Origin of the sequence: Rhizobium rhizoryzae, from assembly GCF_011046895.1 — a bacterium.
GTDB lineage: Bacteria > Pseudomonadota > Alphaproteobacteria > Rhizobiales > Rhizobiaceae > Neorhizobium > Neorhizobium rhizoryzae.
Genome location: NZ_CP049251.1, coordinates 59068 through 84429, shown reverse-complemented (window position 1 = coordinate 84429; position 25362 = coordinate 59068). Strand labels below are relative to the sequence as shown.

Here is a 25362-nt window from a genome sequence, read left to right as displayed (position 1 = left end):
ATGGCAGCCTAGTCCGGCTTAGCGCAGGTGTCGACCCAGCCAACTGCAAAGCGTTTAGTCTTGACTAACCGTTTAGTCGGAACTAAACCTTCTGCATGAACAGAGTGTATTCCATCAACGACGTCATGCGCGCTATATCTGACCCGACCCGGCGAAGCGTTTACGAGCGCATCGCCGCCGCGGATGAGATTACAGTAGTTGAACTCACCCGCGGTAGCGGCGTCACTAAAGGTGCCATCTCGCAGCATCTGAAGACCTTGAAGCAGGCCGGCCTTGTTACCGAACGGCCCAAGGGCCGCAATGTCTACTATCGTGCGGAGCCAGAAGGACTGACGCCGCTAGCGGACTGGTTGAGCCATTACGGCGACTTCTGGCGTGACCGCTTCAGTAATCTCAGAACCGTCCTCAAGGAGATCGATCAATGACCGCCGCCACCACACTCAGCGACACTCGCAGCATTGTTGTCGAGGTGGTCTTCCCGCACGCAGCCGCCGTGATCTGGAAGGCGTTGACGGATGGGGATCTGATCTCCCGTTTCCTGATGCCGCCCATCGGATTCGCACCGGTACCCGGCACCCGCTTCACCTTCCAGACGAAACCTGCCGGAGAATGGGATGGAACGATCCATTGTCAGGTCCTGGAGGTCGTGCCAAACCAACGCCTTACATACTCTTGGAAGGGAGGGCAGGACGGGAACGTCGGATACGGCTCTCCGCTGGACACGGTGGTCACTTGGACCTTGTCCCCCACAGCGAATGGCACGCGGCTCAGTCTCGTTCACTCTGGATTCCAACTTCCGCGCAATGAGACGGCGTACGCGAACATGAGCGGCGGCTGGAAAATCGTAGTTCCGAGGATCGCACCTCTTCTCGACCAGGTTCATTGAACGTAACCAATCCAAGGACAAACTCAATGAGCATCCCCTATTCGGGCGGCTGCGCCTGCGGCGCTGTCCGTTACAATCTGTCCGCTGAGCCGGTCGCGATGGTCGACTGCCAGTGTCGACAGTGTCAACGCGAAAGCGAAACAGGACACCAGTCGCACATGGTCTTCGTGGCGGCGGAGGTGGAAGTCGCAGGCAGCCCCTCCGGCTGGGAGATGATCGGAGACGGTGGGACCCGCAAGCGCACGTCCTTTTGCGCGGCCTGTGGGTCGCCCGTATTCATGACCTTCCCTGACAATCCCGCGATCTTTATCCTCCGCGCCGCGAGCCTGGACGAACCGGAGCGCTATAGGCCGACGATGGTGACATGGACAGATGCGGCGCAGCCCTGGGATCACATCAATCCGAGATCAACCGCCTTCCCACGCATGCCGCCGGCAGGGTGACCGTTCAGTCATTCAGTCCGAGGTCGCCGCGTGTAAAGTCGTCCAGCTAAGAAAAGCGTTATTCGGCGCTGGGCGATTTCTTCCGCAGCAGAGCCATGGAAAAGCTCTGCTGACTTCTCTCATCTAACGCCATGACCGCTTCGGGCCCGAAAGCAGCCGCCCTACCATGGCCCCGGCGATTGAGTACCCGGACGGCATTGTCCCAGCTGTATTGGGGCCGCAGCTGCCTAACCATCGGCAGCCAGGTTTGGGCGGAGGAGGTCAGCTAGTCGAGGTAGAGTTTTTCTCGTGCCTTCGACAATGCCTTGATCGCCTCTGGTCGCCGCTCTCGAAGGCCGAGATTGCCTGGCAGCTTGCCACGCGCTTTTGCCGCCTTGATGCCAGCTTTGCTGCGTTCGGCAATCAAAGCTCGTTCGAGCTGTGCGACGGCGCCGAGCACCTGGAGAGAAAACATCCCCTGTGGCGTGGACGTGTCGATCGGATCGCGGATCGATCGGAAATGAACGCCGCGCTCTTCGAGATCCTCGATCACCTGCAGCAGATGGCTGACTGAGCGGGCAAGCCTAACCAGCCGGACAACGACAAGAACGTCGCCGGCGGCGAGATCGCCGAGAAGTCTCGTCAGAACCGGTCTGGCCCGTGATGCGCCGAATCCGTGCTCCTGAAAAATTCGCTCGCAGCTGGCGGCGCGCAACTCGTCCATCTGCGCATCATGGACCTGATCGTCTGTCGAGACGCAGGCATAGCCGATAAGCCGTTTGGGTGCCAGCGGCGGATTGGCAGCATACCGTTTTGCCATCGTTTTCTCGCGGGTTTTTCAGGTGCTTTGTACAGATAGGGAATGCGTGAGAAAATGACCCTTTGTAGGCAGCTCCGAAGCCGTACATGCTCTTCCAGCTTCCGGAATTCCATCTTCAACGCGCGACTAGGTGAGCGCTCCTGCTTCCGATCGGTGCGCGTAAAAATACAAAAGGCAGCGGGAAAGATACGTTTAGTCGCACAGATTACTGCGATTCGACGGACAGATCTGATCTATTGCGCGCTTATTCTGCATCTGCCTTAGCGGCGCTACTTTAACCTATACAGCTTCCGTTAGGTAGACAGGTCGATCGGGAGCGGCTTATGCCAAGGCAACATCCTGATAAACGGGCGTTGCACCCACGATTCCGACATCGGTATGTTGGTCGGACAGCAATTGTGCAGATCCAGTTAGAACCAACTGGTCACCAGGTTTGATAACCGTGAACGTAGCTTTCACTAACGTAAAGGCGCCAGCACTGTCAAAGACGCGAAACGATGCGGTGTCTGTCCCGAAGAAGTCCTTATTGGGCGTATAGGTGCTGTCTCCGGTCACGGTATTGAGCAGCAGACTTCCGTGAGCAATTCCACTATCGATGATGTAGGTTAGGCGATCGTTGTCTACATCCAATGCCTCGATCTTGAAGGAGACCGATTTATTCAACGAGGTACTGAGGACGAGATCCTTCGCGGTTGGCGCATCGTTGATCGAATTGATGATGATGGATGCCGTAGCGGATGTGGTTCCGCCCTTTCCGTCGCTGACGGTGTAGGTGAAGCTGTCGCTTCCGAAGAAGTCCTTGTTGGGCGTGTAATCGAACTTGCCGGTCTGGGCGTTGAAGATGACGCTTCCGTGGCTCGGACCCTTGCCTGCCTCAATGCCGAAGCTCAGGGTATCGCCATCCACATCGCGCGCAACCGGTGCAATGCTGACCGGATTATCCTCGTCGATTGTGACGAAAAGGTTTGTTGCTATGGGTGCATCGTTGATCGGATTGACCGTGAAGGCCACTTTGGCGATCGTGAATGCCCCTTTACTGTCAAAGACGCGAAACGATGCGGTGTCTGTCCCGAAGAAGTCCTTATTGGGCGTATAGGTGCTGTCTCCGGTCACGGTATTGAGCAGCAGACTTCCGTGACTAACCCCACTCTCGATTGTGAAGGACAGGCGGTCACCTTCCGGATCGACGGCCTGCAGCTTGAACGAGACGGAATTGTCCTCATCTGTGGACGCCGTCATGTCGCTGAGCGCAGGCGCATCGTTGATCGGATTGATGATGATGGATGCCGTAGCGGATGTGGTTCCGCCCTTTCCGTCGCTGACGGTGTAGGTGAAGCTGTCGCTTCCGAAGAAGTCCTTGGCGGGCGTGTAATCGAACTTGCCAGTCTGGGCGTTGAAGATGACGCTTCCGTTGCTCGGACCCTTGCCTGCCTCAATGCCGAAGCTCAGGGTATCGCCATCCACATCGCGCGCAACCGGTGCAATGCTGACCGGATTATCCTCGTCGATTGTGACGAAAAGGTTTGTTGCTATGGGTGCATCGTTGATCGGATTGACCGTGAAGGCCACTTTGGCGATCGTGAATGCCCCTTTACTGTCAAAGACGCGAAACGATGCGGTGTCTGTCCCGAAGAAGTCCTTATTGGGCGTATAGGTGCTGTCTCCGGTCACGGTATTGAGCAGCAGACTTCCGTGACTAACCCCACTCTCGATTGTGAAGGACAGGCGGTCACCTTCCGGATCGACGGCCTGCAGCTTGAACGAGACGGAATTGTCCTCATCTGTGGACGCCGTCATGTCGCTGAGCGCAGGCGCATCGTTGATCGGATTGATGATGATGGATGCCGTAGCGGATGTGGTTCCGCCCTTTCCGTCGCTGACGGTGTAGGTGAAGCTGTCGCTTCCGAAGAAGTCCTTGTTGGGCGTGTAATCGAACTTGCCGGTCTGGGCGTTGAAGATGACGCTTCCGTTGCTCGGGCCCTTGCCTGCCTCAATGCCGAAGCTCAGAGGATCGCCATCCACATCGCGCGCAACCGGTGCAATGCTGACCGGATTATCCTCGTCGATTGTGACGAAAAGGTTTGTTGCTATGGGTGCATCGTTGATCGGATTGACCGTGAAGGCCACTTTGGCGATCGTGAATGCCCCTTTACTGTCAAAGACGCGAAACGATGCGGTGTCTGTCCCGAAGAAGTCCTTATTGGGCGTATAGGTGCTGTCTCCGGTCACGGTATTCAGCAGCAGACTTCCGTGACTAACCCCACTCTCGATTGTGAAGGACAGGCGGTCACCTTCCGGATCGACGGCCTGCAGCTTGAACGAGACGGAATTGTCCTCATCTGTGGACGCCGTCATGTCGCTGAGCGCAGGCGCATCGTTGATCGGATTGATGATGATGGATGCCGTAGCGGATGTGGTTCCGCCCTTTCCGTCGCTGACGGTGTAGGTGAAGCTGTCGCTTCCGAAGAAGTCCTTGTTGGGCGTGTAATCGAACTTGCCGGTCTGGGCGTTGAAGATGACGCTTCCGTTGCTCGGGCCCTTGCCTGCCTCAATGCCGAAGCTCAGAGGATCGCCATCCACATCGCGCGCAACAGGTGCAATGCTGACCGGATTATCCTCGTCGATTGTGACGGACAGGTCCGTTGCAATGGGCGCATCGTTGACAGGTTTAATGGTGATGGATGCTGTGGCGGATGTGGTTCCACCCTTCCCGTCGCTGACGGTGTAGGTGAAGCTGTCGCTGCCGAAGAAGTCCTTGGCGGGCGTATAATCGAACTTGCCGGTCTGGGCGTTGAAGATGACGCTTCCGTTGCTCGGGCCCTTGCCTGTCTCAATGCCGAAGCTCAGGGTATCGCCATCCACATCGCGCGCAACAGGTGCAATGCTGACCGGATTGTCCTCATCGATTGTGACGGACAGGTCCGTTGCAATGGGCGCATCGTTGACAGGTTTAATGGTGATGGATGCTGTGGCGGATGTGGTTCCACCCTTCCCGTCGCTGACGGTGTAGGTGAAGCTGTCGCTGCCGAAGAAGTCCTTGGCGGGCGTATAATCGAACTTGCCGGTCTGGGCGTTGAAGATGACGCTTCCATTACTCGGGCCCTTGCCTGCCTCAATGCCGAAGCTCAGGGTATCGCCATCCACATCGCGCGCAACAGGTGCAATGCTGACCGGATTATCCTCGTCGATTGTGACGGACAGGTCCGTTGCAATGGGCGCATCGTTGACAGGTTTAATGGTGATGGATGCCGTAGCGGATGTGGTTCCGCCCTTTCCGTCGCTGACGGTGTAGGTGAAGCTGTCGCTTCCGAAGAAGTCCTTGGCGGGCGTGTAATCGAACTTGCCGGTCTGGGCGTTGAAGATGACGCTTCCGTGGCTCGGACCCTTGCCTGCCTCAATGCCGAAGCTCAGGGTATCGCCATCCACATCGCGCGCAACAGGTGCAATGCTGACCGGATTGTCCTCATCGATTGTGACGGACAGGTCCGTTGCAATGGGCGCATCGTTGACAGGTTTAATGGTGATGGATGCCGTAGCGGATGTGGTTCCGCCCTTTCCGTCGCTGACGGTGTAGGTGAAGCTGTCGCTTCCGAAGAAGTCCTTGGCGGGCGTGTAATCGAACTTGCCGGTCTGGGCGTTGAAGACAACGCTTCCATTACTCGGGCCCTTGCCTGCCTCAATGCCGAAGCTCAGAGGATCGCCATCCACATCGCGCGCAACAGGTGCAATGCTGACCGGATTGTCCTCATCGGTCGCGGAAGATATGTCAGCAGCTGAAGGGGCGCTGTTCGGGGCTGGTGGTTGAACGGTGCCACCAGATGTATCGTTTCCACCCGCTGAGCCCTGGCCCGCAAGGCTGACAATTTTCAAGATTGCAGCATCGACCGAGGCGATTGTCGAAACATTGTCCTTGTTGATTGTCGAGATGAATTCGCGTGCGATCGTGGCCGCGCCGCTTCCGATGTAGGCGGAAACTTCCGATGGAAGATCAAGACGTGCCGTGAACAGGTTAGCAGCACTGATCTTGGCGTTCACTGTCGCGAGGTCGCTGCCTTGTGCGCCATCGAGAATTGCAATGGCAATGTTGTTGATCGTAAAGCGGCCAGCCTGAATCTGTTTGACCCAGTAACCGATCCCCTCGGCCTCGCCAGGTCTGCCGAACAGGCTTTCATAGATCGAGTTGACGACCTGCTCGTTCGTCATTCCAGAGAAGCGGACCTGGTATTCAGCCGTCCCGGCTAGATTGCCTATCGCTGACAGATCTCTGCCGTCTTTCGTGATGTTGCTGAAGTAAGCGAGACCGCTGGGATCGGCAGGCCTACCGAAGAGTGACAGATAGATGCCTTGAATGCTTGCCATGACGGGCTCCGACTTCTCGACTGCAGAGATTCTAGATCCTGTCTTCAACACGAGTTGCAAAGCTAATCAATTATTAACTTTATGAGTTAGTTAATAAACAAATCGTTTCCGGTTGATCCTCACTGGCCGTGGACCGTTCTGACTGTTGCGTCGTGACGCTGCCACGAATTTTCAGCCGATTATAAGTCTGCTTCGCCTATTTTGGGCCGTTGCATTTGCGAAGATAACAGCGTTGCGATGCGCAACGATGGCAATTCGCTGCGCCGATGGCGGCAGAGGCGAAGGCGACCATTCGTGAGGATCACATTGACTTTTATCGCGCAGGCTGCCGCCTTGACGCAGAAGATGGCAGCCATTCCAAATAGGATATCTAACCCCCGATAAGGGTTACTTATCGGTGGTTATATATGTGATTGTTTTTTGTAGAAGGTAGCTGTGGCTTTTAGCTTGCGATTTCAATTGAAGCGCTAAGCGAGAAATTCGGCATTGAAATCTCCGCTTAAGATTTCATGCGGAGAAGGGGAGGGGGCCAGCTAAAGCCCTGAAGCCTTGGTCAAATTCACGCGGAAGCGATCACGTCGTCTTTGATATCGGCGGGTCATCTCTGCGGAAGCGTGCCCCAGTTGCTTCTGGACATACCGCTCATCGACTTCGGCAGAAGAGGCGAGACCAGCACGAAGAGAGTGACCGGAGAACTTAAACGCACGCTCGATCTCGCTGAGATCACCGCGAACGCCGGCAGCCATCGCGGCCCGCTTTACCAGCCGAGCTACTTCCTTGTCATTCAGCCGTTCTGGCCCAACTGCCTTGCCTTGTCCCGTCACGCGACGGAAGAGTGGACCGTGCGCAAGCTTGGCGAACTTGATCCAAATCTCGATCGCGGCGACCGGGCAGGTCGCGTCAGACGAGCCGCGGCCCACCTCAACCTCTCTCCACCCGGTCTTGCCGCGCAGGGTGATGAGCATCCCCTTGTCGAGGATTTCTATCCAGCCGCGCCCGTCTTCGGTCTGGTCTGCCTTCAGATCAAGGCCAACGATCTCGGAGCGACGAAGACCACCGGCAAAGCCGACCAGCAACATGGCACGGTCGCGCAGGCCACGCAGAGAACCGCGATCAAGGGTCTCGACCATGGCGATGATATCCTCTGCCATGACCGCCTCCTTCTGGACGGGCGGCCTGGCATGGCTGTTGCGAATCCCGGCCATAACGGTTGCGATGTGACGGTCCCTACGATCGAGGGCAAGCCCCCGCTGCGCATAATTCCATGACAGGGAGGAAAGGCGGCGCTCGATTGTTGAAACGGAATTGGCTTTGGCTTCTTTCTCGGCCGTCCCGGAGGCGCAGGCGGTGATATAGAGTCCAACTGTTTGCGGGAGCGGGGGGAGCGGAGCAAGATTGGACCGCCGGCACCAAGCAGCAAAATGCTTCCAGTCGGCGGCGTAGGCTTTGCGCGTATTGGCGGAACTGGCGGCTTCAACATAACCCCGGGCGCGATCAGCAAGGCTTGCAAGATGGGCTGGCGTCTGGTTCTGAACGGCGAGAGAGGGGAGGGGGCTTTCGCCCGACACCTCTGGAGCGGAAACATCGCGCTCAGGCGCCGTGCTGAGAGACGGCGCTGAGGTCTCCTCGACGTGAATTTCGGTGTTTTGCTCGATGATTTGGGCCATCTCTCTATAATGAGCATTATGTCCGATAATGCAACATTATCGGACATTTTATCGTCGCGACAGGCTGTGCGGTTTATTAGGAAATAACTAGCAAAAACCGCACATCTGATTTATGCTGCTGCGCATGGATTCGATCACATCTGCGTCCTCTGCCACCTCCACATGGCCCGGCCACCTCCCAAGCTGGGCGCTGGCGCGTGGCCGTGACATTGACGAGCGGGATGCTGCTTTCGCCGCAGGTATCGCGCTGAAATCACTCGACGATTTGATCCGTTCGAATACACCATGGATAGGCTGCTGGCGTGATCGTCTTGCTCTCAAGTCAGCCGCCGTCGCGGCCAGGATGCTCGGTCGCAACGAGGAAGAGCCCGCGCTGCGGGACGCCGTTTTGTTGACGCCCGCGGACGGTGATCCCGGTCCTGCCGGGAAGCTGTTTTTGGCCACACGAATGCTATCCCGCCGGATCGGCATGCCGGGCACATCGTTTATAAAGGAATTGGCCACGCTTCTATCGATCCGGTGGGACGACAATCTTGCCTCGGTCCCTGATCTCGTTGATTCTGCCATCCAGTCCGGGCGTTCGGCACCTTTCGCGGTGGCGGACCTTATAATGGCGATTTCTGCGGCTCGCCCGGACGCAGAAGTGTTAGCACTTGGTCTGGGCGAGATGGTGCTGGCTCAGAAGCTGAACTGGTCTCAACCAGTTCCCCTGGTGCTACCCGAGCGCTTTGGCCCAGCTTTCCGCACCATCGGTGGCCGGGGTCGCGTCAAGCCGGGTGAGTCAACCTATTCGAAAGCGATCTGCATGGCGATTGTCGATGGCGCCGAACTGGCACTTCGTTCCGCTGCGGAGATCGATCGCCGCGCTAGCCGTTTGTTGGCCATCGCAGCCAAAGTCAGGACCAGAGGAGCTGAACCGGTCATCCGTCGGCTGTTGAACGAAGACGCTGTATCCGCTTCGGCAGCCGGGGCCAGCCTGTCACGATGGGCGGCAAGCCGGCTGTTCGAGCGGCTCGAAGGCTTTGAGGCGATACGCGAGCTCTCGGGCCGGTCCTCCTTCCGAATATTTGGATTGTGACAATGGCAGGAGCGCGCGCAGCCAAACCCCGCCGTAAAGCCGAGGAACGCAAGCAGGAGATCCTGTATGATCGCGAGCTCCTGGACTTGCCGTCGGAAATGCGCTGGCGGGAATGGATGATGCGGGTCGAGGCGGTCATCTTTGCGTCCTCCGAGCCGGTCAGCCGCGAGACTCTGGCGCGGGTGGTCGGCAAAGACTGCAGCATCGACCTGCTGATCGACGACCTGGTCGGAGAGCTGCGAGATCGCCCTTATGAACTGGTCTCGGTCGCAGGCGGGTGGCAACACCGGAGCCGACCAAGGTTTGCCGAGACGATCCGTGCTTCGTCCGCGCCTACGCGAGGCGGTGTGGCAGCGTTGTCTGAATCTGAGGCGATGGTGCTGATGGCTGTCGGATATTACCAGCCAATCACGCGCGGTGAGTTGTCAAAGATATTTGGCAAGGACGTCAGCCGCGATACGATCGGCGGTTTGCGTGGAGCAGGTTTTATCGGCTCCGGCCCACGGAGCCCCACGCCGGGCGCCCCATATACCTATGTCACGACGCCATATTTCCTCTCGGCCTTTGGCATGGAGACATTGCGGGACCTGCCAAATATCGAGGCCCTGGAAGACGCTGGTCTCTTAAGTAAGCAGGGTGGCTCGGTGGATACTGACCCGGCCATCGGGGACGACATGTTGGAAGATTGACAGCTTTCGGCTTGGTACCGCATTGCGCACTCCACAGGTATTGAAGGCGATCCTGCGGGCGACGATCGCTGCGCACGCCGTTGGTGCTTTGGCACAGCATTTTTATTTCCGGACAGATGTCCTGCGTCGCATGACGAGCGGCTAGCATCTGATCCGCGCCTTTCCGGCTGCCGCTGCAGCTTCGGCCATGTTGACGCGGCACCAGACTTCATCTACTCAAGTTTTCGGTAATGGATTCTGCCGGGCCATGGTGGCCGAACCGCTTCGCAGGATGAAGCTGATGACTCCTACTCAATTTGCCGCAGCCGGCAGGGGGGTAGAGTTGTGTCAGATTACCAACTATCGAATTCGATCGTCGTTGTGGCGTGCGCTTTTTCTGGAGCGCTCGCGTGATGATCCGTCAGTTTTCCAGCCTGCGCCTTCAGCAAATCCAGAGCATCGGCAAATGGGTCGCGGTCACCGTCCCGATGGCGATGATTGTCGGGTCCCTTGTCGCCTTTTTCCTCTGGAGCCTTGATCGCGCCACGGAACTGCGCTTCGCCTATCCCTGGCTGATCTTTCTGATGCCGATCGCCGGTTTTGCCATGGTCTGGGCCTACGGGCGCTTCGGCGGGACGGCTGAGGCCGGCAACAATCTTATCGTCGACCAGATCCATGAGCCAGGTGGCGGCGTGCCGCTACGCATGGCGCCCTTCGTCCTCGTCTCGACTGTACTCACCCATCTTGTCGGAGGGTCGGCCGGACGCGAAGGAACGGCGGTTCAGCTGGGCGGTAGTATCGCCAGCGCCCTTGCCAAACTGTTCAAGCTATCAAACGCCGACATCCGCATCCTCCTGATGGCAGGTATCGCGGCAGGGTTTGGGGCAGTCTTCGGAACGCCGATCGCCGGCGCGATCTTTGCGCTGGAGGTGCTGACCATCGGGCGCATGCAATATGAGGCCCTTCTGCCTGCTCTGATGGCGGCCATCGTGGCCGACTGGACCTGTCATGCCTGGGGTATCGGTCATATCCAGTATCATATCGCCTATCTGTCCAATTCCGATATCGGCGGCGCCTTCAATCTCGACGGATGGCTGTTGGCCAAAGTCTCTCTGGCAGGGGTGATATTCGGGTTGGTCGCCCATCTCTTTGCCGAGGCCAGCCACGATCTGTCGGCCCTCTTGAAAAAGGTGATCAGGTACGCGCCGCTAAGGCCCGTCCTCGCAGGGCTGGTCCTGATCGGCCTGACCTATCTTCTTGGAACTCGAGCCTATCTTGGCTTGGGGGTCTGGTCGCCTGATCCGGCGGACCCGACCATTCTCGGCTTCTTCCGCCCTGATCACGTCGATTACTGGAGCTGGTTGTGGAAGGCACTGTTCACGATCATCACACTCTCGGCCGGCTTCAAGGGTGGTGAGGTGACGCCGCTGTTTTTCATCGGTGCAGGGCTTGGCAGTGCGCTCGGCGGGCTTCTCGGCGCCCCGGTCGATTTGATGGCGGGACTTGGCTTCGTCGCCGTCTTTGCTGGCGCAACGAACACGCCACTTGCCTGCATGGTCATGGGGATTGAACTCTTCGGGGCCACCCATGGCGTCTATATCGCCACCGCCTGCTTTCTCGCCTACCTCTTCAGCGGCCATTCGAGCATCTATTTGTCTCAGCGTATCGGCGTCGTCAAATCGGCTGGTTCGGACCTGCCGACCGGTGTTCCGGTGCGCGCGATCCGCACGAAGGGCGGCAGAACGCCCGCGCCTGTGGCAACGCATGCAAATTCCCTCTCCATTCACGCCAATCTGACCGAAAGGCCTATCGTCATGACCCACACCGTCTCCTCACGCGAATTCGGCATGGTGCGCATCTATCTTCGCCCAGGGGAGAAAGTGAAGGCGGCTAAGCGCTGGTTCGGCAGCAAGCCGCTCTATCGTGAACTTGTGATCCAGGCGAAAGCGGCAGGGATCATCAATGCGGTCGCTCATCACACGACGTTCGGATACAGCAACCACGGCAAGATGCAGTCAGAAGGTGTGGAGATCCAGAACCCCAATCTCACCATGTGCGTCGAACTGATCGCGCCGAAGCAGGATCTCGAGACCTTCTGCCGGACGCACGGTGAGTTGCTATACCGCAAGGTGGTCATCTACAAGCATATCGAGCAGTGGGAAGTCCTGGGTGAAGAGATTGCGGCGCAAGACGCGCTGTCGGGTCGCTTGTCGTCATCCAGCACGTTCTGAGGAAGCGATCATGGGATTTGTCATCGTATTTCTGGGTGCAGGCGTCGGTGGTGCCGTCCGCCATGGTGTGAACCTTATAGTGGCCCATCTGCTCGGACTTGGTTTTCCATGGGCAACCTTATCGATCAATATCATCGGGTCATTGCTGATGGGTATCCTGACGGAGATTTTTGTCATGCGAACCGGGCTGCCGCAGGAACTGCGGTTGTTTCTGACAACCGGCATTCTTGGCGGTTTTACGACCTTCTCGACGTTTTCGCTGGATGCTGTAGGGCTTTGGGAAAGGGGAGAGACTAGCGCCGCCATCCTCTACGCCAGCGCTTCTGTCATCCTGGCATTCATTGCAGTGTTCGCTGGCATGGCGCTGGTGCGTGGTATGGTTGGAGGTCAAACGGCATGAAAAGTATTCTTCTTGGCTGGCCCTTCTGGGCGCTATTGTCGGCTGGCTTTGCGGCAATGACGGCTATCTTCGCAAAAGTCGGGGTCGAAAACGTCAATTCCGATTTCGCGACTTTCATTCGCACGATCGTCATTCTGGCCGCCGCCGGGATGATGGTCTATGTCACCGGAAACTGGCAATCGCCGGGTACGGTGTCCGGCCGTAGCTGGAGTTTCCTTGTTCTATCGGGCCTGGCAACCGGCGCGTCGTGGATCTGCTATTTCCGGGCGTTGAAACTCGGTGATGCCGCACGCGTTGCGCCGATCGACAAGCTCAGTGTCGTCTTTGTCGCAATCTTTGCCGTACTCTTTCTGGGGGAGCGTCTGTCGCTCCCCAATTGGCTTGGCGTCTGCCTGATTGCCTGCGGCGCTGTCCTCGTCGCTTACCGCGCCTAGAGCAGACCAGATGTCGAACCCACTCCGTCTCCCCATCTGGCAGGTCTGGTACGCGTGGCACGCAGTTCTACCAGAGGATGATCGTATATTCTGGCTGGAAGTCGTGTGGAGGCGATGGGAGCCGACGGATGGGCGATGGCGGTATCGCTCATTTCGAACACGAGACGAACGGGACGCAGAAGCTGCGTCGCAGGAAATCTGAATCAGGAGGAACACCATGCACGTTGTTGCGCTCATCCCACATCCTAAAACAGCCCTTTCCAGCCTGCTGATCGCCGACGCTGCATCAGCGGTCGAACCGGGATCAACAATCACGGCGCTCCATGTTTGCGTCGATCCCGCCAAGTCCGGAGGCAGTGTAGAGGAAGTCGACATGCAGGAAATGCGGATCCGCGATGAGGGCACGGCCTCTCAGCGACGGAACGAGGTCAGAAAGATCTTCGAGGAGTGGTCGGCAGGGCGTGAACCGTCGCCGGCTGGCGCCAAGGTCGAGTGGGTGGAAGCTGATGGTGGAGAAGAAGACGGTGTCCGCAATCATCTCGGATCGGCCGATCTGGTGACCATCGCCCGCCCGCAATCGATGGACGGCGGCGACGCCCTGCATGCGGCGCTCTTTGATCATCATAGGCTGGTGGTTTTTACGCCGGATACTAACGGAACTGCGGTTTCTTTCGGCCGCTCGATTGCCATTTTCTGGAGGGACGATGACGAAATACGTTCTTGCCTTCAAAAGGCCAGAGCTTGGCTCCGCGCTGCTGATACATTGGTAATTCTCGCAGCACACGAGAACGAAGTCCCAGAGGCGGTTGGGTTCATTCAGTCACTGCATGTCAGCGGGACAGGGCGGCTGCAGACCTCCGTGGCGAAAAACGCCGACGAATTTCTGGAAAAGGCCAATAGGGGCGGTGCCGATACACTTTTGATGGGCGCCTACCGTCATGGCGCATTTCTTGAGGCCGTCTTTGGCGGGGCCACGAAGACAGTGATGGACCACACAAGTTTGCCCGCTTTTCTTTGCCATTAGGCCCAAATACGACGCATCTTCATGTGGAACTTCGCCCAAGGAATCCGTTCTACAAGCAAAAAAGAGTTCCATATCCTTGAGCGCAGTGAAAGAGTGAAAAATTATTTTGCTGCCGGGTGGAATAACGCGTGATTGCCAGCGTCTCTCTGCTGTCATTTCAACAAGGAGATCACACTATGCGCAAAACAGTTCTGATGGCTCTGCCGCTCGCTTTTCTCATGTCTACCGGTGCAGCCCTTGCTGGCCCTGCCATGGACATGGCCAAGACCCGTATCGAAGCGATTGCCAAGGGCGATGTCGCGACAATCACCAAAGACTACGGCAAGGATCCTTCCCTTGCCTGGATTGGTGGTCCGCTCGACGGCACTTATGCGTCGGAAAAGGCGATTGCGGAAGTCTGGGCCAAATTCTCGACGGCACAGGGCGAACAGACCGCCACAGTCGGTGAACTCTGGGAGGCAGCCAATCCCAAGGGCGCGACCGTTGCCGCGAATGTTGTCTTTGCCGGCAAGAACAAGGTTCCCGTTCTTTACATCATGACCTATCGTGACGGAAAACTTGTCGACGAAATCTGGCAGGTCAACCCGCCTGCAAAGTAAGGCGACGGGTGGCCATGCCGGCTTCGCCGGTGTGGCCACCGATCCGAAGGGCTGATGATGTCGACAATGGCGATGCGACTGGAGGCTGAAATACCGGCATTGCGACGCTATGCCTTCGCGCTTCTGCGTGATCACAACCGCGCCGACGATCTCGTGCAGGATTGCCTTGAGCGTGCGATATCACGCTGGTATCTGCGCCGGACTGATGGTGACCTGCGGGCATGGCTGTTTACCATCATGCGAAACCTGCACATTTCGGCTGGACGCCAATCCCAGCGCCGGGGTCCACACCACGACCTCGATACCGTCACGCTCCCCGGATCGCCAGCCGATCAGGATCATGGCATTGCCGTGCGCGATATACTCGAAGCGCTCGATAGGCTTTCCGACGATCAAAAATCGCTTCTGCTTCTGGTCGGCGTCGAGGATCTGTCCTATGAGCAGGCTGCTGCCGTCATTGGTGTGCCGGTCGGAACCGTGATGTCCCGGCTGTCGCGCGCCAGGCAGAAATTCCGATCTATCCTAGACAACAAGACGCCCGCGACCTTGCGAAGGGTAAAATGATGAACACCGGTTCGCCGATCGGCGAAGATGATCTTCAGGCTTACATCGACGGAAAGCTACCGCCTGACCGTCAGGCGCTTGTCGACGCCTATCTTGCTGGTCATCCTGAAGTGAGCGCAAGGGTCACGCAACAGCTTGCGGACCGGGAAGCCTTACGTGTGCGGCTGTCTGAAAAATTCGCAGAGCCCATTCCAGCGCGGCTGCGCATCGCCAACCTTCAGTCCAACGCAGCTTTGCGAAGACGAGGCTGGTATCGCTCCGCCATGACCGCTTGCATCTTCCTGGGAATAGGCCTGGCCGGTGGCTGGTGGCTAAAGCCTGAAGGCGTGCAAATCAACGCAGCGCGATTGTCCGAGGCGGGTTTTGCCGCGAATGCATCTGACGCCTATCGGACCTTCGTGGTCGAAGTAGCCCATCCGGTCGAAGTTGGAGCGGATGACGAGGCACATCTGGTCACATGGCTGTCGAAGCGATCCGGCCGGGCACTGACGCCACCGAACCTTTCGGCATTCGGGTATAAGCTGCTCGGCGGACGCGTCCTTCCGGGCGGTGGCGCTGCGGCTGCACAACTCATGTACGAGGATGACAAAGGCGAGAGGCTGGCCGTTTATCTACGCGCCGGCCAATCAGCGCAGACAGCGTTCACGTTTGAAGAGAAAAACGGCGTGTCCAGCTTTGTCTGGGTGGATCAGGGGTTCGATTTCGCGGTATCCGCCTCGGTCGATCGGGCAAAGCTCCTTCCGATCGCAACTGCGATTTATCAAGGAATGATTTGAAACCGGGTCAATCTCAATGTCAAAAATGACTGCGGCATTGTACGAACGCCGCAGTCAACTTGTTTCGGGGTTGCCTTTAACAGGCAGCCAAACTGTTAGTTGCTCTGCAAGACCGTAGTTGCTGACGGTTCTGTTCCCTCAACGAGGATAACCTTAGGTGTCTTGGAGGCTTCGCCCGGTTTAACGATGGAGCGGGTCGGACTGGTGGCCGATGCCATCGCGGCACCTTTGGCATCCGTCTTGAACGCCACGATCGGTTCCGGCTGACCTTCGAACAACAGCGCATAAGCCGTGTCCGGCTTCAATTTCGATACGCTGAGATCTACGATATCGATCAGGCCAAGATTGCGCGAGACGACCATGCCGCCGCCTTGCGCATCTGCGGCAGGCTTCAGCATAAGTGTGATGTTCTCCGGCATGTCCTTGCGTGGTTCAAGGTTTTGGCGGCCATCGCCTGTCGGGACCGCATCCGGAACGTAGATCAGCGCTTGTGGGGCCTGGCCTGAGGGGATATGGGCGATCTTCTCATTCTTCTGCGTGTCGATCACGTCCACCGCGTCGCCGTTTTCAAGGCCAACAAAGACGCGGCTGCCGTCGCCAGAACCCCAGACACCGTGCGGCAGGGCGCCGACGGGAATGGTGGCTATCAGCTTGGCCTCGTCGTCTAGCGTGTAGACTTTTACGACGTTCTCGCCGCCGATGGTCACATAAGCCAATGTTCCGGTGGATGTTTTGGCGAACGCCAGATGGTTGGTGATCGGACCGCTATCGATCACGCCCTTGACTTTCAATGTCTTGGTATCAATCCGCGTCACCTTGCCGACATCCTTGTGGGTTAGCCAAGCTTCCTTTCCATCTGGCGTCACCTGAATGAAAGGCGAGAATGGCGAGACCACCGGAATGGATGCAAGCAGCTTTTTCGACGCTACATCGAACACCTGAACGACCGGATTGAAGCTGTTGGCCACAAAGGCGCGCTTGCCGTCTGGCGTAAAGATCGTCATGCCGGGACCGCTTTCGGTCTTGATGCGATCGGTCTCCTTGAATGTCTTCGCATCGATGACCGAAAGGTAATCCTCGCCCCGCACTGTTGCCCAGACGTGTTTGCCATCCGGCGTGAAGAAGGCCTCGTGCGGGTTGCGGCCGATATAGGCGACGCCTTTGATCTTGTTTGTCTCGGTATCGATGAAGGTCACGGAATTGGTCACGGTCGAGACGGCGACGATAGTGCGGTGATCCGGCGAGAAGCCAAGGCCGTGGACGTTGACCTCACCCTTGTAGAGCGGGCTCAAGACATTCGGGCGTGGGTCGCCGAGCTTGATCAGGCCGAGAAGCGTGTTGGTCGATGGATCGATGACAGATACGGTGTTGCTGTTCTGGTCAGCAGCATAGACCCGGTCCTTGGATTCGGGCAGGGCAAAGGCTGGGGTGCTCGCCATCAGGGCGATCAGCAGGGCTGCGGAACGTTTCATTTCGAAGTCTCCGGGTTGGCGGCGACGGAGCCGCGCTGTTGTGTGAGCATCGAATTCATCAACTGAATTTCGTAAGCCTGCTCTGTGATGATCGACTGGGCGAGGTTTCGGATCTGCGGATCTTTGGTGGTGAGCAACATAGCCTTGGCCATGTCGATGGCGCCCTGGTGATGTGGGATCATCTGCGCCAGAAAATCGTGGTCTGGATTGCCTGTTTCGGGTACCGCCATCATGCCGGCATGCATTTTGTCCATGGCGACCTTCATGCTTTTGGAGAACGCAGTGGAAGTGCCGCTATCTTCCATGCTCATCGCCGGATGGTGGTCGTGGGACTGCTCAGCAGTTGCACTTCCCACAATGGCAAAACTGGCAACAAGTATGAAACTGTAGACGCGCATGGCGGAATCCTTTTGGCTTGAGTGGATAAGAACGCTGTGGGTCGCCGTTTATTCCATTGCTCATCCGTATTTTTCCTCACGTCGGCGTGAGCGGTTGGCACGCGCGGCACTATGCCGGTCTGCGCTAAGAATTATGGAAGGCGGATCTTGACTCGAAGCGTGCCCAAATACTGCTTGCTCATATGCCGCCAAGAGGATCACGCGCGTTGCATCTAATCTGCATGTGAACGATGTCTGAGGGCGATACCCGCAGCGGATTGCGGTATGGAGAATGAACGGCCGGTTGGAACAGGGCGAAAAAGCAGACATTCTAAGCCGTTCGACGACGGCGCCCAGTCGTCCGTCTTTTCAGAGGAAAACCAGCCTGGTCGATCGTAGGAAAACTTCCCTCAGAGAATTCCGCCACTCTCAGATTTTGGTTTCACTCCAGGCTGGCGGTGGCTTTCATGACTGCTTTAGCGACCTCGTTGAAACTCATTTCAATCCGAACCTGTTGGCCGTTGACGAAAAACGATGGCGTGCCGGCCACGCCGAATTTTTTGTTCGCTTCGGTCGTCGCAGCATTGAGCTTGTCGAGATAGGCCTGATCGGCGACAGCGCGATCGAAACCCGCGCGGTTGATGCCCATGCTAGCGGCGATCTCGCGCAATGCATCCTCGGCATTGGCGGCGCCGGCAATCTCATCGAATTTCGTCATGAAGGACGATACCGTCTCGTCGAATTTGTCTCGGCCCCGCGCATTCGCCAGCATGAAGATAACGGCATCCACCGAGTTTCGCACGAAGGGCCGGTAAGCGATCTTCAACTTACCCGATGCGACATATGTATCCTGCAGTTTCGGCAGGTCTCGTTCATGGAAGTCGATGCAGTGGCTGCAGGTTGGGGAGGAATAGACGACAAGCGTCACTGGAGCGGTCTTCTCGCCAACGAAGCTGTCTTGGAATACGGCCGGGTTCATCAAATCCTGCAAGGTTTCGGCCTTGGCCGATGTCACGCATCCCAAAGCAATGCCGACGATCACGGCCATCATACGAAACGTCATGTCTTCTCCTGTTCGGTTACGAGAAAAAACACTCCGGCATGAGCAATGCCGGAGTGTTTCGATCATCAGTCGGCCTTGAGGCAGGGCGAGACGAAGAGCGAGCGGTCAAGAGTGCCCTTGATCGTCTTGGCCGCGACCAGCAGCCACATGCAGACAAGTGCAATAACAAGAACCGCGCCAAAGATTGCGATAGACGACATCGGCACCATCGTTGAGAGACGAAGCGTGGCGACGGCAAACACGCCAAGCGGGAAGGTATAGCCCCACCAGCCGATATTGAATGGCAGGCCCTCGCGAAGGTAGCGCAAGGTGATCAGGACAGCAGTCGCCAGCCACCAGATGCCGTAGCCCCACAGGAGGATCGCGCCGAGGAAGCTGGCACCACCGAAGGCCGGAGCAACGCTCGCCAATCCATTCGCCGACAACACGGCGGGTCCGGCCTGGCTCATGACGAGAAGACCAAGGGCACCGGTTCCGATCGGGCCGAGAGCCAGCCAGCTCGAGGCGGCCATGTTGACATGCGGAAGCTTGTGGACCGCCATGCGCAGGAAAAGGATCACGAGCACGCTCATGGCCAGCGGAACCGAGCAGGCCCATAGGACCAGGCTGGTCATCAGCACCGTCAACTGCGTTTGAGCGTCGGCGATGTGGGGCAAAAGCAGGCCACCGCTGACGGCCGCCACCTCGCTCGCCACGATCGGCAGCAGCCAGACCGCTGTCATTTGGTCGATCGAGTGCGATTGGCGCGTAAACATCATGAACGGGATTGCAAGACCGCAGGCCAGCGAAAGTGTGACGTCGATCCACCAGAGCATCGTTGCGATCGCCACCGCCGTGTCGCCGATATGCGGGATGCCGTAGATCAGAAAGCCATTGATGATGGTTGCCAGTCCCATCGGGATGCAGCCAAAAAACATCGACACGACAGAATGCGAGAAGACGCGGCTTGCCTCATGAAAATAGAGCAGCCAGCGTGCCGTGTAGAGCGTTGTGCAGGTAACAAATAGCAGGATATTGAAGAGCCAAAGCGCCTGACCCATCGCGAAAAGCCACGGATGCCCAGGAAACTGTGCGAGAGCGACCGAAAGGATGCCGGTACCCATCGTGGTCGCGAACCAATTTGGCGTAAAGTTCCGTATGACGTAGCCCTGCATAGGAACGTCCGGGGCTGGCGTGACCGGCCTCTTGAAGGCAACAACCTTGTGCATCGAATTTCTCCTGATCGTTGAGGAGAAAATACGAGGGTAGATCAATCAGTTCCAACGCATATTTCAGGATATTTCGATCGCTGTTTTCGATTGATCGAGTTTTGCGGCGGCAGCTTCGAAAGCCGCGTGAAGGCGGTCGCGCAGCGTCGGCGAGGTATTGATCAGCGTCGGGCTCGGATGGGGGCAGAGGATCACCTCGATGCCGGCATCCACCAGTACACCTTCAGCACCGCTCGCCACCGCGCCCGCCAGGATGGCGACACGTAGGTTCGGCAGCAGCGGCAGAAGGCCTGCAAGTCCCATGATGCCCTCGCGCCGCTCGCTGGCCACGATCGAGCCTCGGGTTGCGCGGACCCACGGGACCGTATTCCACAGAACGATGTCTCGGCGCGATATCCCTGCGCCAGTCAGCGCCGTGCGCAGGTTCTTCGCCGTGCCGGTCGGGTTATCGATCGAAACGAAACGCCGGCCGCGTTCGACCGGACTTGGTCCAGGCGTCTCCAAAATGATCAGCAGTCTTGCGCTGATACCGCCATCGTATGGATCGAAGTTCGGCATATCCCGGTCGGAGTTAAGCTGAAGGTGCTCCCGGAAGGCGTTCAATGGCTGCATATGCGCGCTGTCAAGCGCGGCCAACCGCTCCTCGCGTCGATGCTCGTGCCAGAGCGTATCAGGTCCGCGATAGGTCATCGTGTCTGTTCCGACAACAGGGCTTCGAACGCATCGGCCGCCTTGGAGCGATACCGCTCCTTATGCCGGAGCAGGAAGAATGGGCGCGGAAGCGGAGAAGCATTGGCCTCGACCAGCAGGCCGCTGTTGAGTTCGGTCTGGGCAGCACTTCGCGATGTCAGTGTTGCCCCCATGCCGGCCTCGACTGCGCCGAGCACGGCCTCGTTTCCGGGCAGGACAATTGCAACGTTCAACGCCTGCAGCTTCAATTTCTCTTTCGTCATCATCGTCTCGAAGGCGAGCCGTGTTCCCGATCCGGGCTCGCGAAGAACCCATGTCGCGTCTTCAAAATCGGCCTTTCCGAGCTTTTTGCCTTTGGCCCATGGATGAGTTGGCGACACGACGAGGATCATCTCATCCGTGGCGATCATGCGCGACAACAAGGCCGGTCTGTCGACCGCGCCCTCTACAACGCCGAGCTCAACCCGCCCTGCCTCAACCGCGTCGCCTACCGCCTCGGTATTGCCGATCCTGACGTCGAGACCGAGACCAGGATAGCGTGCGTGGAAAGTCGCAAGCCTGGAAGGCAGCCAATAGGCGCCAACAGTCTGGCTCGCCATAACAGACAATTCCCCGCGCAAAAGTCCGGCAAGGTCGCTTAGCGCAGACTCGGCGGCTTTCGCTTCAGCCAAGACCTGAAGTGCATGCTCGAGAAAGATCGTTCCGGTTTGGTTTAGGACGATAGAACGACCGATCCGGTCGAACAAAGCCACGCCGTGCCGTTCCTCAAGCGCGATGACCGCAGCACTGACGGCCGACTGCGTCATGTTCATCGCTTTGGCAGCCTTGGTGATGTGCTGTTGGCGGGCGACTTCGGCGAAGATGCGCAACTGGTCGAGGGTCATGAAGATAGCAACCTTGAATCTGCTCCGAGTTATAATCGATTTTTCCGAATGTTCGTAGCAAAATTATGCGATGGAACTGATGCAGAATGGCGCTAGTTTTCTCCTACCAGACACGGAGGAAATACCATGCTGAAATCCATCATCACCGGCGCGGCGATTCTTGTCGCCACGACAGCACCAACGCTTGCCGCCGATATCCACGTCTATGGTCCCGGTGGACCACTCCCTGCCATGAAGGAGGCGGCAGCCGCCTTCGAGAAAAGCTCCGACAACAAGGTTATCGTTACCGCCGGCCCGACGCCGCAATGGATCGGCAAGGCTAAAGACAATGCCGACCTGATCTTCAGCGGCTCCGAGACGATGATGTCGGATTTCGTGAAGGCGATGGACGGCCAGATCAAGGACGCTGATGTCGTGCCGCTCTACCTGCGCCCATCCGCTATCCTGGTGCGTCCGGGGAACCCGGAGAAGATCACCGGCCTCGCCGATCTGTTCAAGCCCGGCCACAAAGTGCTTGTCGTCAATGGTGCCGGGCAGAACGGTCTTTGGGAAGACATGGCCGGACGAACCGGCGACATTGAAAAGGTGAAAGCTCTTCGCGCCAATATCAAGACGTTTGCCGCCAACAGTGCCGAAGCCAAAAAAGCCTGGACCGAGGACAAGTCTTACGACGCGTGGATCATTTGGAACATCTGGCAGGTCGCCAATCCAAAACTCGCAGATGTCGTCGAGGTCGAACCGGACTATCGCATCTATCGAGACACCGGGATCGTGCTGACTGAGCGCGGAGGCAAGAATGCCGACGCCAAAGCGTTTTCGCAATTCCTTCAGGGCCCTGAGGCCAAGGCGATCTTTGCCAAGGCCGGCTGGACCACGCCCTCGAAATAACCCTATACCGTCTCAGGAAAGATAACGACAATGCAATCCACTCCCAAAAAGATCGCTGTGACCGGTGCTGCCGGCCAGATCTGCTATTCCCTGCTGTTTCGGCTGGCGAATGGTGACCTTTATGGCAAGTCGCAGCCGATCGAACTTCGACTTCTCGATCTGCCTCAAGCCCAGGACGCCGTACGCGGCGTTGTCATGGAGCTGGAAGACTGCGCCTTTCCGCTGCTGCACAACATCGTCATGACGGATGATCCCCGCCAGGCGTTCGAAGGTGTCGATGCGGCGTTCCTCGTCGGCTCCAGACCGCGATCAAAGGGTATGGAACGGCGGGACCTGCTTGCTGCGAATGCAGAGATCTTCAAGGTGCAGGGCAGGGCGATCAACGAAGTCGCCGGACGCCGGGCCAAAATTTTGGTGGTTGGCAACCCTGCCAACACCAACGCTTCCATCCTGATCGCCAATGCTCCGGACTTTAACCCAAGGCAGGTCAGCTCGATGATCCGGCTTGATCACAACAGGGCGTTGACCCAACTGGCGCGCAAGGCCGCCTGTGGCGTCGGCGACATCGACAAGCTCGTTGTGTGGGGCAATCACTCGCCGACCATGTTTGCCGACTGGACCTATGCAACGGCTGCCGGAAGGCCCTTATCCGAGACCATCGCCGACGACCATTGGTACAAGGAGGTGCTGATCCCTGAGATCGCAAGGCGTGGCACCGCCATCATAGAGGCGCGCGGCGCGTCGTCCGCGGCATCCGCCGCCAATGCAGCGATCGATCAGATGCGTGATTGGATGCATGGCACGGATGGGCGCTGGACATCGATGGCTGTTATATCGCAGGGGCAGTATGGCATACCGGAGGGTCTGGTGTGTGGCGTACCTGTGATGTGCGAGGACGGTGATTATAGCGTCGTTGAAGGTCTCGATCTGGACGGGTTTCAGAAGAGTAAGCTGGACAAAACGATAGAAGAGCTTGTCGGAGAGCGCGACGCCTTATCCTGATATGGTGGGATGGGGAGGCTGGCACAGAACCTGTGCGGAGATTGCACGCCTGTTCTCCGCAAAATTTCTGAGAATAGGCGCCAGCCTCCGAAGAGGCGAATGCCGCCACGACGATCAGCGAGCTGCAGCTTGACGGGCTGGTTCAATTTTATCTTTCATAATCCGCTTCGACCGCCGAATGGGAAGGACGAAGCCCTCATCCAGATAGGCGTCGTCGGGGATGAAGCGCTCGAACAAGCGTATCCGGCTGGAAACCGACATAGTCGGTAGAACTGCGATCAAATCTTGTCGCCAAGGCCATTTCGGCGGATTGTTCGTCGCCAGGATGTTCGCCACTGTACCGATAGAACGATTGATTATCTGTTCAAAGTATTGCGCTTCAATGGTCACCGGCACCTTGGATGCCCGCCGCAGGTCATAAGCGCAAGAGGTGCAGACATGCTGGCCGACAAGCCGTGGCTGAGCGAAGGCAGTAATTCCGCGGTGGCACGATGGGCAACGGTCGCGTAATCCGCACCCGTGGATAAAGCAGGAGATTCTAGTCGAGTGTCGCCATCGCCTCCGAAAATATGGGGGCTGATCAGAATCGAGGCACGCAGGACAGAATTGCAGCCACGTCGAAGCAGCACGACGGGCTTTGATGACCAGTGGTAGCGGCATGTGTCTGTAATCACATGGCTGCAAGGCCATTGACGACAATCGGTCTCTCGGAATTCCAGATCCCTCCGAGAGCTGGTCCAAGACATCGTCCTGAAGTTTTAAATCGAACCTGGCAGACCACATTCTGTGGCGCAGTCCAAGAACGCGCGCAAAATCTCGCGGTGCTACGCCATTGGCAGAAGCGATCCGATGTAACCAGCTCGACAGGAGTTCGTCGGCGTGTGGTTCTACTTTAACCGGCCACCGTTCATACACAACGTCCCGGTAGCGCTCCTGCGGAATGACCACCATCAGTGACGGCCCAAGCAGGCTCAAAGAAGCGCCTCACGAATGGGCCCATGCCGTCTTTTGGACAGCGGAATGTACCGCAGGTTATCGATGGAGGATCTGGTGATACGTTCGTCTCCCTCCTGGATTGCTGCAATCGCGGCCTTGGTCAGGATCGCGACGATCTCTCCGATCAGCCCCTCGGAAAGACCAAGAATGTGTCGGGCCTTTCGCTCCGCCGACAGATCCGAGCTGCGTGCGAGGGGCAAGGCGGCCTCGAGACTGTCCAACAATGACAGGTAGGCCTCATCGTACGACCAGCGCGGAATCGGAAAGAGTTCGAACCGACTCGCCATCTCGCTGGTTGCACATATGTAGTCGTAAACCGTGACCTCTCCGACCAGAACCGGCGAGATATCGTATTGCCGACCAATGCGACGCAGAAATGCGAAGACTGCTTCAACGTCACGCGGCCGGCCCCTAAGCGCGTTGTGGAATTCGTCAAAGATTAGGACCTTCGGCCTGAGCGCCGCAAGGAGATGGTCGAGCTGCTCCGCTTTGCGTCCGACAGTCCACACATCGCCGCCCGGCGCGTTGAGCGCGTGGAGAATGCTGGCGTAAAAATGGCCAAGTCCTGCACCTTCCCGGGTCTGGACGATCCAGACCTTCTGGTCTGCGGAGGCCTTCAGGCAATCCACGGCAAATCGTTCGACGATCATCGTCTTGCCATTGGCGTAAGGCCCGACAATCATCAGCCCTTGCGTGCGCAGTGAAGGAGGGCGTGACAACAAATCCGATAGCCGCTGATGGCTTTCGATCGCAGCTTGATGCCCGATCCACCTCGGAGCTCGGATATACGCGATCCGCTCCTCAATGGTGCGGTCGAGATAGGGGCGAACATGTTCGAAGAGGTGATCTTCCAT

At 57.8% G+C, this 25362-nt stretch carries 24 protein-coding genes, 3 pseudogenes and 1 riboswitch; of the genes and pseudogenes, 15 read left to right on the top strand and 12 right to left on the bottom strand.

Annotated features, from left to right (window positions below; translation table 11 throughout):
• Positions 1-95 precede the first annotated feature (95 nt).
• The 3 genes from G6N80_RS22590 to G6N80_RS22580 are packed head-to-tail and all read left to right on the top strand — an operon-like array spanning position 96 to position 1329.
• Positions 96-425 (top strand): ArsR/SmtB family transcription factor, encoded by a 330-nt coding sequence (locus G6N80_RS22590; protein ID WP_246251541.1) that lies wholly within the window; start codon positions 96-98, stop codon positions 423-425.
• Entirely contained in the window at positions 422-886 is a 465-nt protein-coding gene (locus G6N80_RS22585; protein ID WP_165137483.1) for an SRPBCC family protein, read from the top strand. The genes G6N80_RS22590 and G6N80_RS22585 overlap by 4 nt, the downstream gene beginning before the upstream one ends.
• Before the next feature lie 26 nt (positions 887-912).
• Positions 913-1329, top strand: a complete 417-nt coding sequence (locus tag G6N80_RS22580) for a GFA family protein (protein WP_165137480.1) — start codon at positions 913-915, stop codon at positions 1327-1329.
• A 166-nt stretch (positions 1330-1495) separates the two neighbouring features.
• Here G6N80_RS22580 and G6N80_RS22575 read toward each other — a convergent pair.
• The 3 genes and pseudogenes from G6N80_RS22575 to G6N80_RS22565 all read right to left on the bottom strand — a co-directional run.
• Positions 1496-2128 (bottom strand): annotated as a pseudogene (locus G6N80_RS22575) (recombinase family protein); the annotation flags it as partial.
• 321 nt (positions 2129-2449) lie between these two features.
• Positions 2450-6487, bottom strand: coding sequence for an Ig-like domain-containing protein (locus tag G6N80_RS22570; RefSeq protein ID WP_165137477.1), 4038 nt, complete (start codon positions 6485-6487; stop codon positions 2450-2452).
• A 533-nt stretch (positions 6488-7020) separates the two neighbouring features.
• Positions 7021-8154: a site-specific integrase gene (locus G6N80_RS22565; protein WP_165137474.1), complete on the bottom strand. Its 1134-nt coding sequence runs from the start codon at positions 8152-8154 to the stop codon at positions 7021-7023.
• A gap of 124 nt (positions 8155-8278) precedes the next feature.
• Here G6N80_RS22565 and G6N80_RS22560 point away from each other — a divergent pair, with 124 nt between their 5' ends.
• The 10 genes and pseudogenes from G6N80_RS22560 to G6N80_RS22515 all read left to right on the top strand — a co-directional run bounded on the left by G6N80_RS22560 (position 8279) and on the right by G6N80_RS22515 (position 15928).
• Complete coding sequence (locus tag G6N80_RS22560; protein WP_081177393.1) at positions 8279-9232, top strand: DUF1403 family protein; 954 nt, start codon at positions 8279-8281, stop codon at positions 9230-9232.
• Positions 9233-9234: 2 nt separating this feature from the next.
• The gene (scpB, locus tag G6N80_RS22555; protein ID WP_075627909.1) at positions 9235-9921 is read left to right on the top strand and encodes an SMC-Scp complex subunit ScpB; all 687 of its coding nucleotides are present in this window, start codon (positions 9235-9237) and stop codon (positions 9919-9921) included.
• Positions 9922-9958: 37 nt separating this feature from the next.
• A pseudogene (locus tag G6N80_RS23410) lies at positions 9959-10066 on the top strand (cytochrome b); the annotation flags it as partial.
• A 72-nt stretch (positions 10067-10138) separates the two neighbouring features.
• Positions 10139-10218: riboswitch (Fluoride riboswitch) on the top strand.
• Between the two features lie 95 nt (positions 10219-10313).
• Positions 10314-12131: a voltage-gated chloride channel family protein gene (locus G6N80_RS22550; protein ID WP_165137471.1), complete on the top strand. Its 1818-nt coding sequence runs from the start codon at positions 10314-10316 to the stop codon at positions 12129-12131.
• Between the two features lie 10 nt (positions 12132-12141).
• A complete protein-coding gene (gene crcB / locus G6N80_RS22545; protein ID WP_165137468.1) occupies positions 12142-12531 on the top strand; it encodes a fluoride efflux transporter CrcB in 390 nt (129 codons plus the stop codon).
• Positions 12528-12965 carry an EamA family transporter gene (locus G6N80_RS22540; RefSeq protein ID WP_075627912.1) on the top strand — a complete coding sequence of 146 codons (438 nt, stop codon included), beginning with the start codon at positions 12528-12530 and terminating at the stop codon, positions 12963-12965. The genes crcB and G6N80_RS22540 overlap by 4 nt, the downstream gene beginning before the upstream one ends.
• 217 nt (positions 12966-13182) lie before the next feature.
• Positions 13183-13989, top strand: a complete 807-nt coding sequence (locus G6N80_RS22530; protein WP_165137465.1) for a universal stress protein — start codon at positions 13183-13185, stop codon at positions 13987-13989.
• A gap of 176 nt (positions 13990-14165) precedes the next feature.
• Positions 14166-14588, top strand: a complete 423-nt coding sequence (locus tag G6N80_RS22525; protein ID WP_140831805.1) for a nuclear transport factor 2-like protein — start codon at positions 14166-14168, stop codon at positions 14586-14588.
• 57 nt (positions 14589-14645) lie between these two features.
• Positions 14646-15152, top strand: a complete 507-nt coding sequence (locus G6N80_RS22520; RefSeq protein WP_165137655.1) for a sigma-70 family RNA polymerase sigma factor — start codon at positions 14646-14648, stop codon at positions 15150-15152.
• A complete protein-coding gene (locus G6N80_RS22515; protein ID WP_165137462.1) occupies positions 15149-15928 on the top strand; it encodes an anti-sigma factor family protein in 780 nt (259 codons plus the stop codon). The genes G6N80_RS22520 and G6N80_RS22515 overlap by 4 nt, the downstream gene beginning before the upstream one ends.
• 95 nt (positions 15929-16023) lie before the next feature.
• Here G6N80_RS22515 and G6N80_RS22510 read toward each other — a convergent pair whose 3' ends face one another.
• The 6 genes from G6N80_RS22510 to G6N80_RS22485 form a co-directional block, all read right to left on the bottom strand.
• The gene (locus tag G6N80_RS22510) at positions 16024-17400 is read right to left on the bottom strand and encodes a YncE family protein (protein WP_165137459.1); all 1377 of its coding nucleotides are present in this window, start codon (positions 17398-17400) and stop codon (positions 16024-16026) included.
• Complete coding sequence (locus G6N80_RS22505; RefSeq protein ID WP_165137456.1) at positions 17397-17798, bottom strand: DUF305 domain-containing protein; 402 nt, start codon at positions 17796-17798, stop codon at positions 17397-17399. The genes G6N80_RS22510 and G6N80_RS22505 overlap by 4 nt, the downstream gene beginning before the upstream one ends.
• Positions 17799-18219: 421 nt before the next feature.
• Positions 18220-18840 carry a DsbA family protein gene (locus G6N80_RS22500; protein ID WP_165137453.1) on the bottom strand — a complete coding sequence of 207 codons (621 nt, stop codon included), beginning with the start codon at positions 18838-18840 and terminating at the stop codon, positions 18220-18222.
• 65 nt (positions 18841-18905) lie between these two features.
• A complete protein-coding gene (locus tag G6N80_RS22495; RefSeq protein WP_246251543.1) occupies positions 18906-19994 on the bottom strand; it encodes a TDT family transporter in 1089 nt (362 codons plus the stop codon).
• Positions 19995-20111: 117 nt separating this feature from the next.
• Entirely contained in the window at positions 20112-20738 is a 627-nt protein-coding gene (locus G6N80_RS22490; protein WP_165137447.1) for a uracil-DNA glycosylase family protein, read from the bottom strand.
• Positions 20735-21622: a LysR family transcriptional regulator gene (locus G6N80_RS22485; protein WP_165137444.1), complete on the bottom strand. Its 888-nt coding sequence runs from the start codon at positions 21620-21622 to the stop codon at positions 20735-20737. The genes G6N80_RS22490 and G6N80_RS22485 overlap by 4 nt, the downstream gene beginning before the upstream one ends.
• Before the next feature lie 126 nt (positions 21623-21748).
• Here G6N80_RS22485 and G6N80_RS22480 point away from each other — a divergent pair, with 126 nt between their 5' ends.
• Together G6N80_RS22480 and G6N80_RS22475 are read left to right on the top strand one after the other, a co-directional pair.
• The gene (locus G6N80_RS22480; RefSeq protein WP_140831800.1) at positions 21749-22510 is read left to right on the top strand and encodes a substrate-binding domain-containing protein; all 762 of its coding nucleotides are present in this window, start codon (positions 21749-21751) and stop codon (positions 22508-22510) included.
• A 30-nt stretch (positions 22511-22540) separates the two neighbouring features.
• Entirely contained in the window at positions 22541-23512 is a 972-nt protein-coding gene (locus tag G6N80_RS22475; protein WP_075627923.1) for a malate dehydrogenase, read from the top strand.
• A 114-nt stretch (positions 23513-23626) separates the two neighbouring features.
• On the opposite strand, the gene G6N80_RS23400 is transcribed toward G6N80_RS22475, so the two are convergent.
• From G6N80_RS23400 to G6N80_RS22465, 3 genes and pseudogenes are all read right to left on the bottom strand, one after another.
• Positions 23627-23908, bottom strand: a complete 282-nt coding sequence (locus G6N80_RS23400) for a hypothetical protein (protein WP_236769788.1) — start codon at positions 23906-23908, stop codon at positions 23627-23629.
• 171 nt (positions 23909-24079) lie between these two features.
• A pseudogene (locus tag G6N80_RS23595) lies at positions 24080-24463 on the bottom strand (TniQ family protein); the annotation flags it as partial.
• 20 nt (positions 24464-24483) lie between these two features.
• On the bottom strand, positions 24484-25362 hold the full coding sequence (locus G6N80_RS22465) for a TniB family NTP-binding protein (RefSeq protein WP_075627925.1): 879 nt from the start codon (positions 25360-25362) through the stop codon (positions 24484-24486).

Coding starts and splice junctions, on each gene's coding strand:
- G6N80_RS22590 (WP_246251541.1), top strand. CDS start 96: ATGAACAGAGTGTATTCCATCAACGACGTCATGCGCGCTATATCTGAC.
- G6N80_RS22570 (WP_165137477.1), bottom strand. CDS start 6,487: ATGGCAAGCATTCAAGGCATCTATCTGTCACTCTTCGGTAGGCCTGCC.
- G6N80_RS22505 (WP_165137456.1), bottom strand. CDS start 17,798: ATGCGCGTCTACAGTTTCATACTTGTTGCCAGTTTTGCCATTGTGGGA.
- G6N80_RS22495 (WP_246251543.1), bottom strand. CDS start 19,994: ATGCAGGGCTACGTCATACGGAACTTTACGCCAAATTGGTTCGCGACC.
- G6N80_RS22560 (WP_081177393.1), top strand. CDS start 8,279: ATGGATTCGATCACATCTGCGTCCTCTGCCACCTCCACATGGCCCGGC.
- G6N80_RS22485 (WP_165137444.1), bottom strand. CDS start 21,622: ATGACCCTCGACCAGTTGCGCATCTTCGCCGAAGTCGCCCGCCAACAG.
- scpB (WP_075627909.1), top strand. CDS start 9,235: ATGGCAGGAGCGCGCGCAGCCAAACCCCGCCGTAAAGCCGAGGAACGC.
- G6N80_RS22550 (WP_165137471.1), top strand. CDS start 10,314: ATGATCCGTCAGTTTTCCAGCCTGCGCCTTCAGCAAATCCAGAGCATC.
- G6N80_RS22525 (WP_140831805.1), top strand. CDS start 14,166: ATGCGCAAAACAGTTCTGATGGCTCTGCCGCTCGCTTTTCTCATGTCT.
- G6N80_RS22585 (WP_165137483.1), top strand. CDS start 422: ATGACCGCCGCCACCACACTCAGCGACACTCGCAGCATTGTTGTCGAG.
- G6N80_RS22480 (WP_140831800.1), top strand. CDS start 21,749: ATGCTGAAATCCATCATCACCGGCGCGGCGATTCTTGTCGCCACGACA.
- G6N80_RS22515 (WP_165137462.1), top strand. CDS start 15,149: ATGATGAACACCGGTTCGCCGATCGGCGAAGATGATCTTCAGGCTTAC.
- G6N80_RS22565 (WP_165137474.1), bottom strand. CDS start 8,154: ATGGCCCAAATCATCGAGCAAAACACCGAAATTCACGTCGAGGAGACC.
- G6N80_RS22465 (WP_075627925.1), bottom strand. CDS start 25,362: ATGGAAGATCACCTCTTCGAACATGTTCGCCCCTATCTCGACCGCACC.
- G6N80_RS22475 (WP_075627923.1), top strand. CDS start 22,541: ATGCAATCCACTCCCAAAAAGATCGCTGTGACCGGTGCTGCCGGCCAG.
- G6N80_RS22510 (WP_165137459.1), bottom strand. CDS start 17,400: ATGAAACGTTCCGCAGCCCTGCTGATCGCCCTGATGGCGAGCACCCCA.
- G6N80_RS22490 (WP_165137447.1), bottom strand. CDS start 20,738: ATGACCTATCGCGGACCTGATACGCTCTGGCACGAGCATCGACGCGAG.
- G6N80_RS22530 (WP_165137465.1), top strand. CDS start 13,183: ATGCACGTTGTTGCGCTCATCCCACATCCTAAAACAGCCCTTTCCAGC.
- G6N80_RS22500 (WP_165137453.1), bottom strand. CDS start 18,840: ATGACGTTTCGTATGATGGCCGTGATCGTCGGCATTGCTTTGGGATGC.
- G6N80_RS22520 (WP_165137655.1), top strand. CDS start 14,646: ATGTCGACAATGGCGATGCGACTGGAGGCTGAAATACCGGCATTGCGA.
- G6N80_RS22540 (WP_075627912.1), top strand. CDS start 12,528: ATGAAAAGTATTCTTCTTGGCTGGCCCTTCTGGGCGCTATTGTCGGCT.
- G6N80_RS22580 (WP_165137480.1), top strand. CDS start 913: ATGAGCATCCCCTATTCGGGCGGCTGCGCCTGCGGCGCTGTCCGTTAC.
- crcB (WP_165137468.1), top strand. CDS start 12,142: ATGGGATTTGTCATCGTATTTCTGGGTGCAGGCGTCGGTGGTGCCGTC.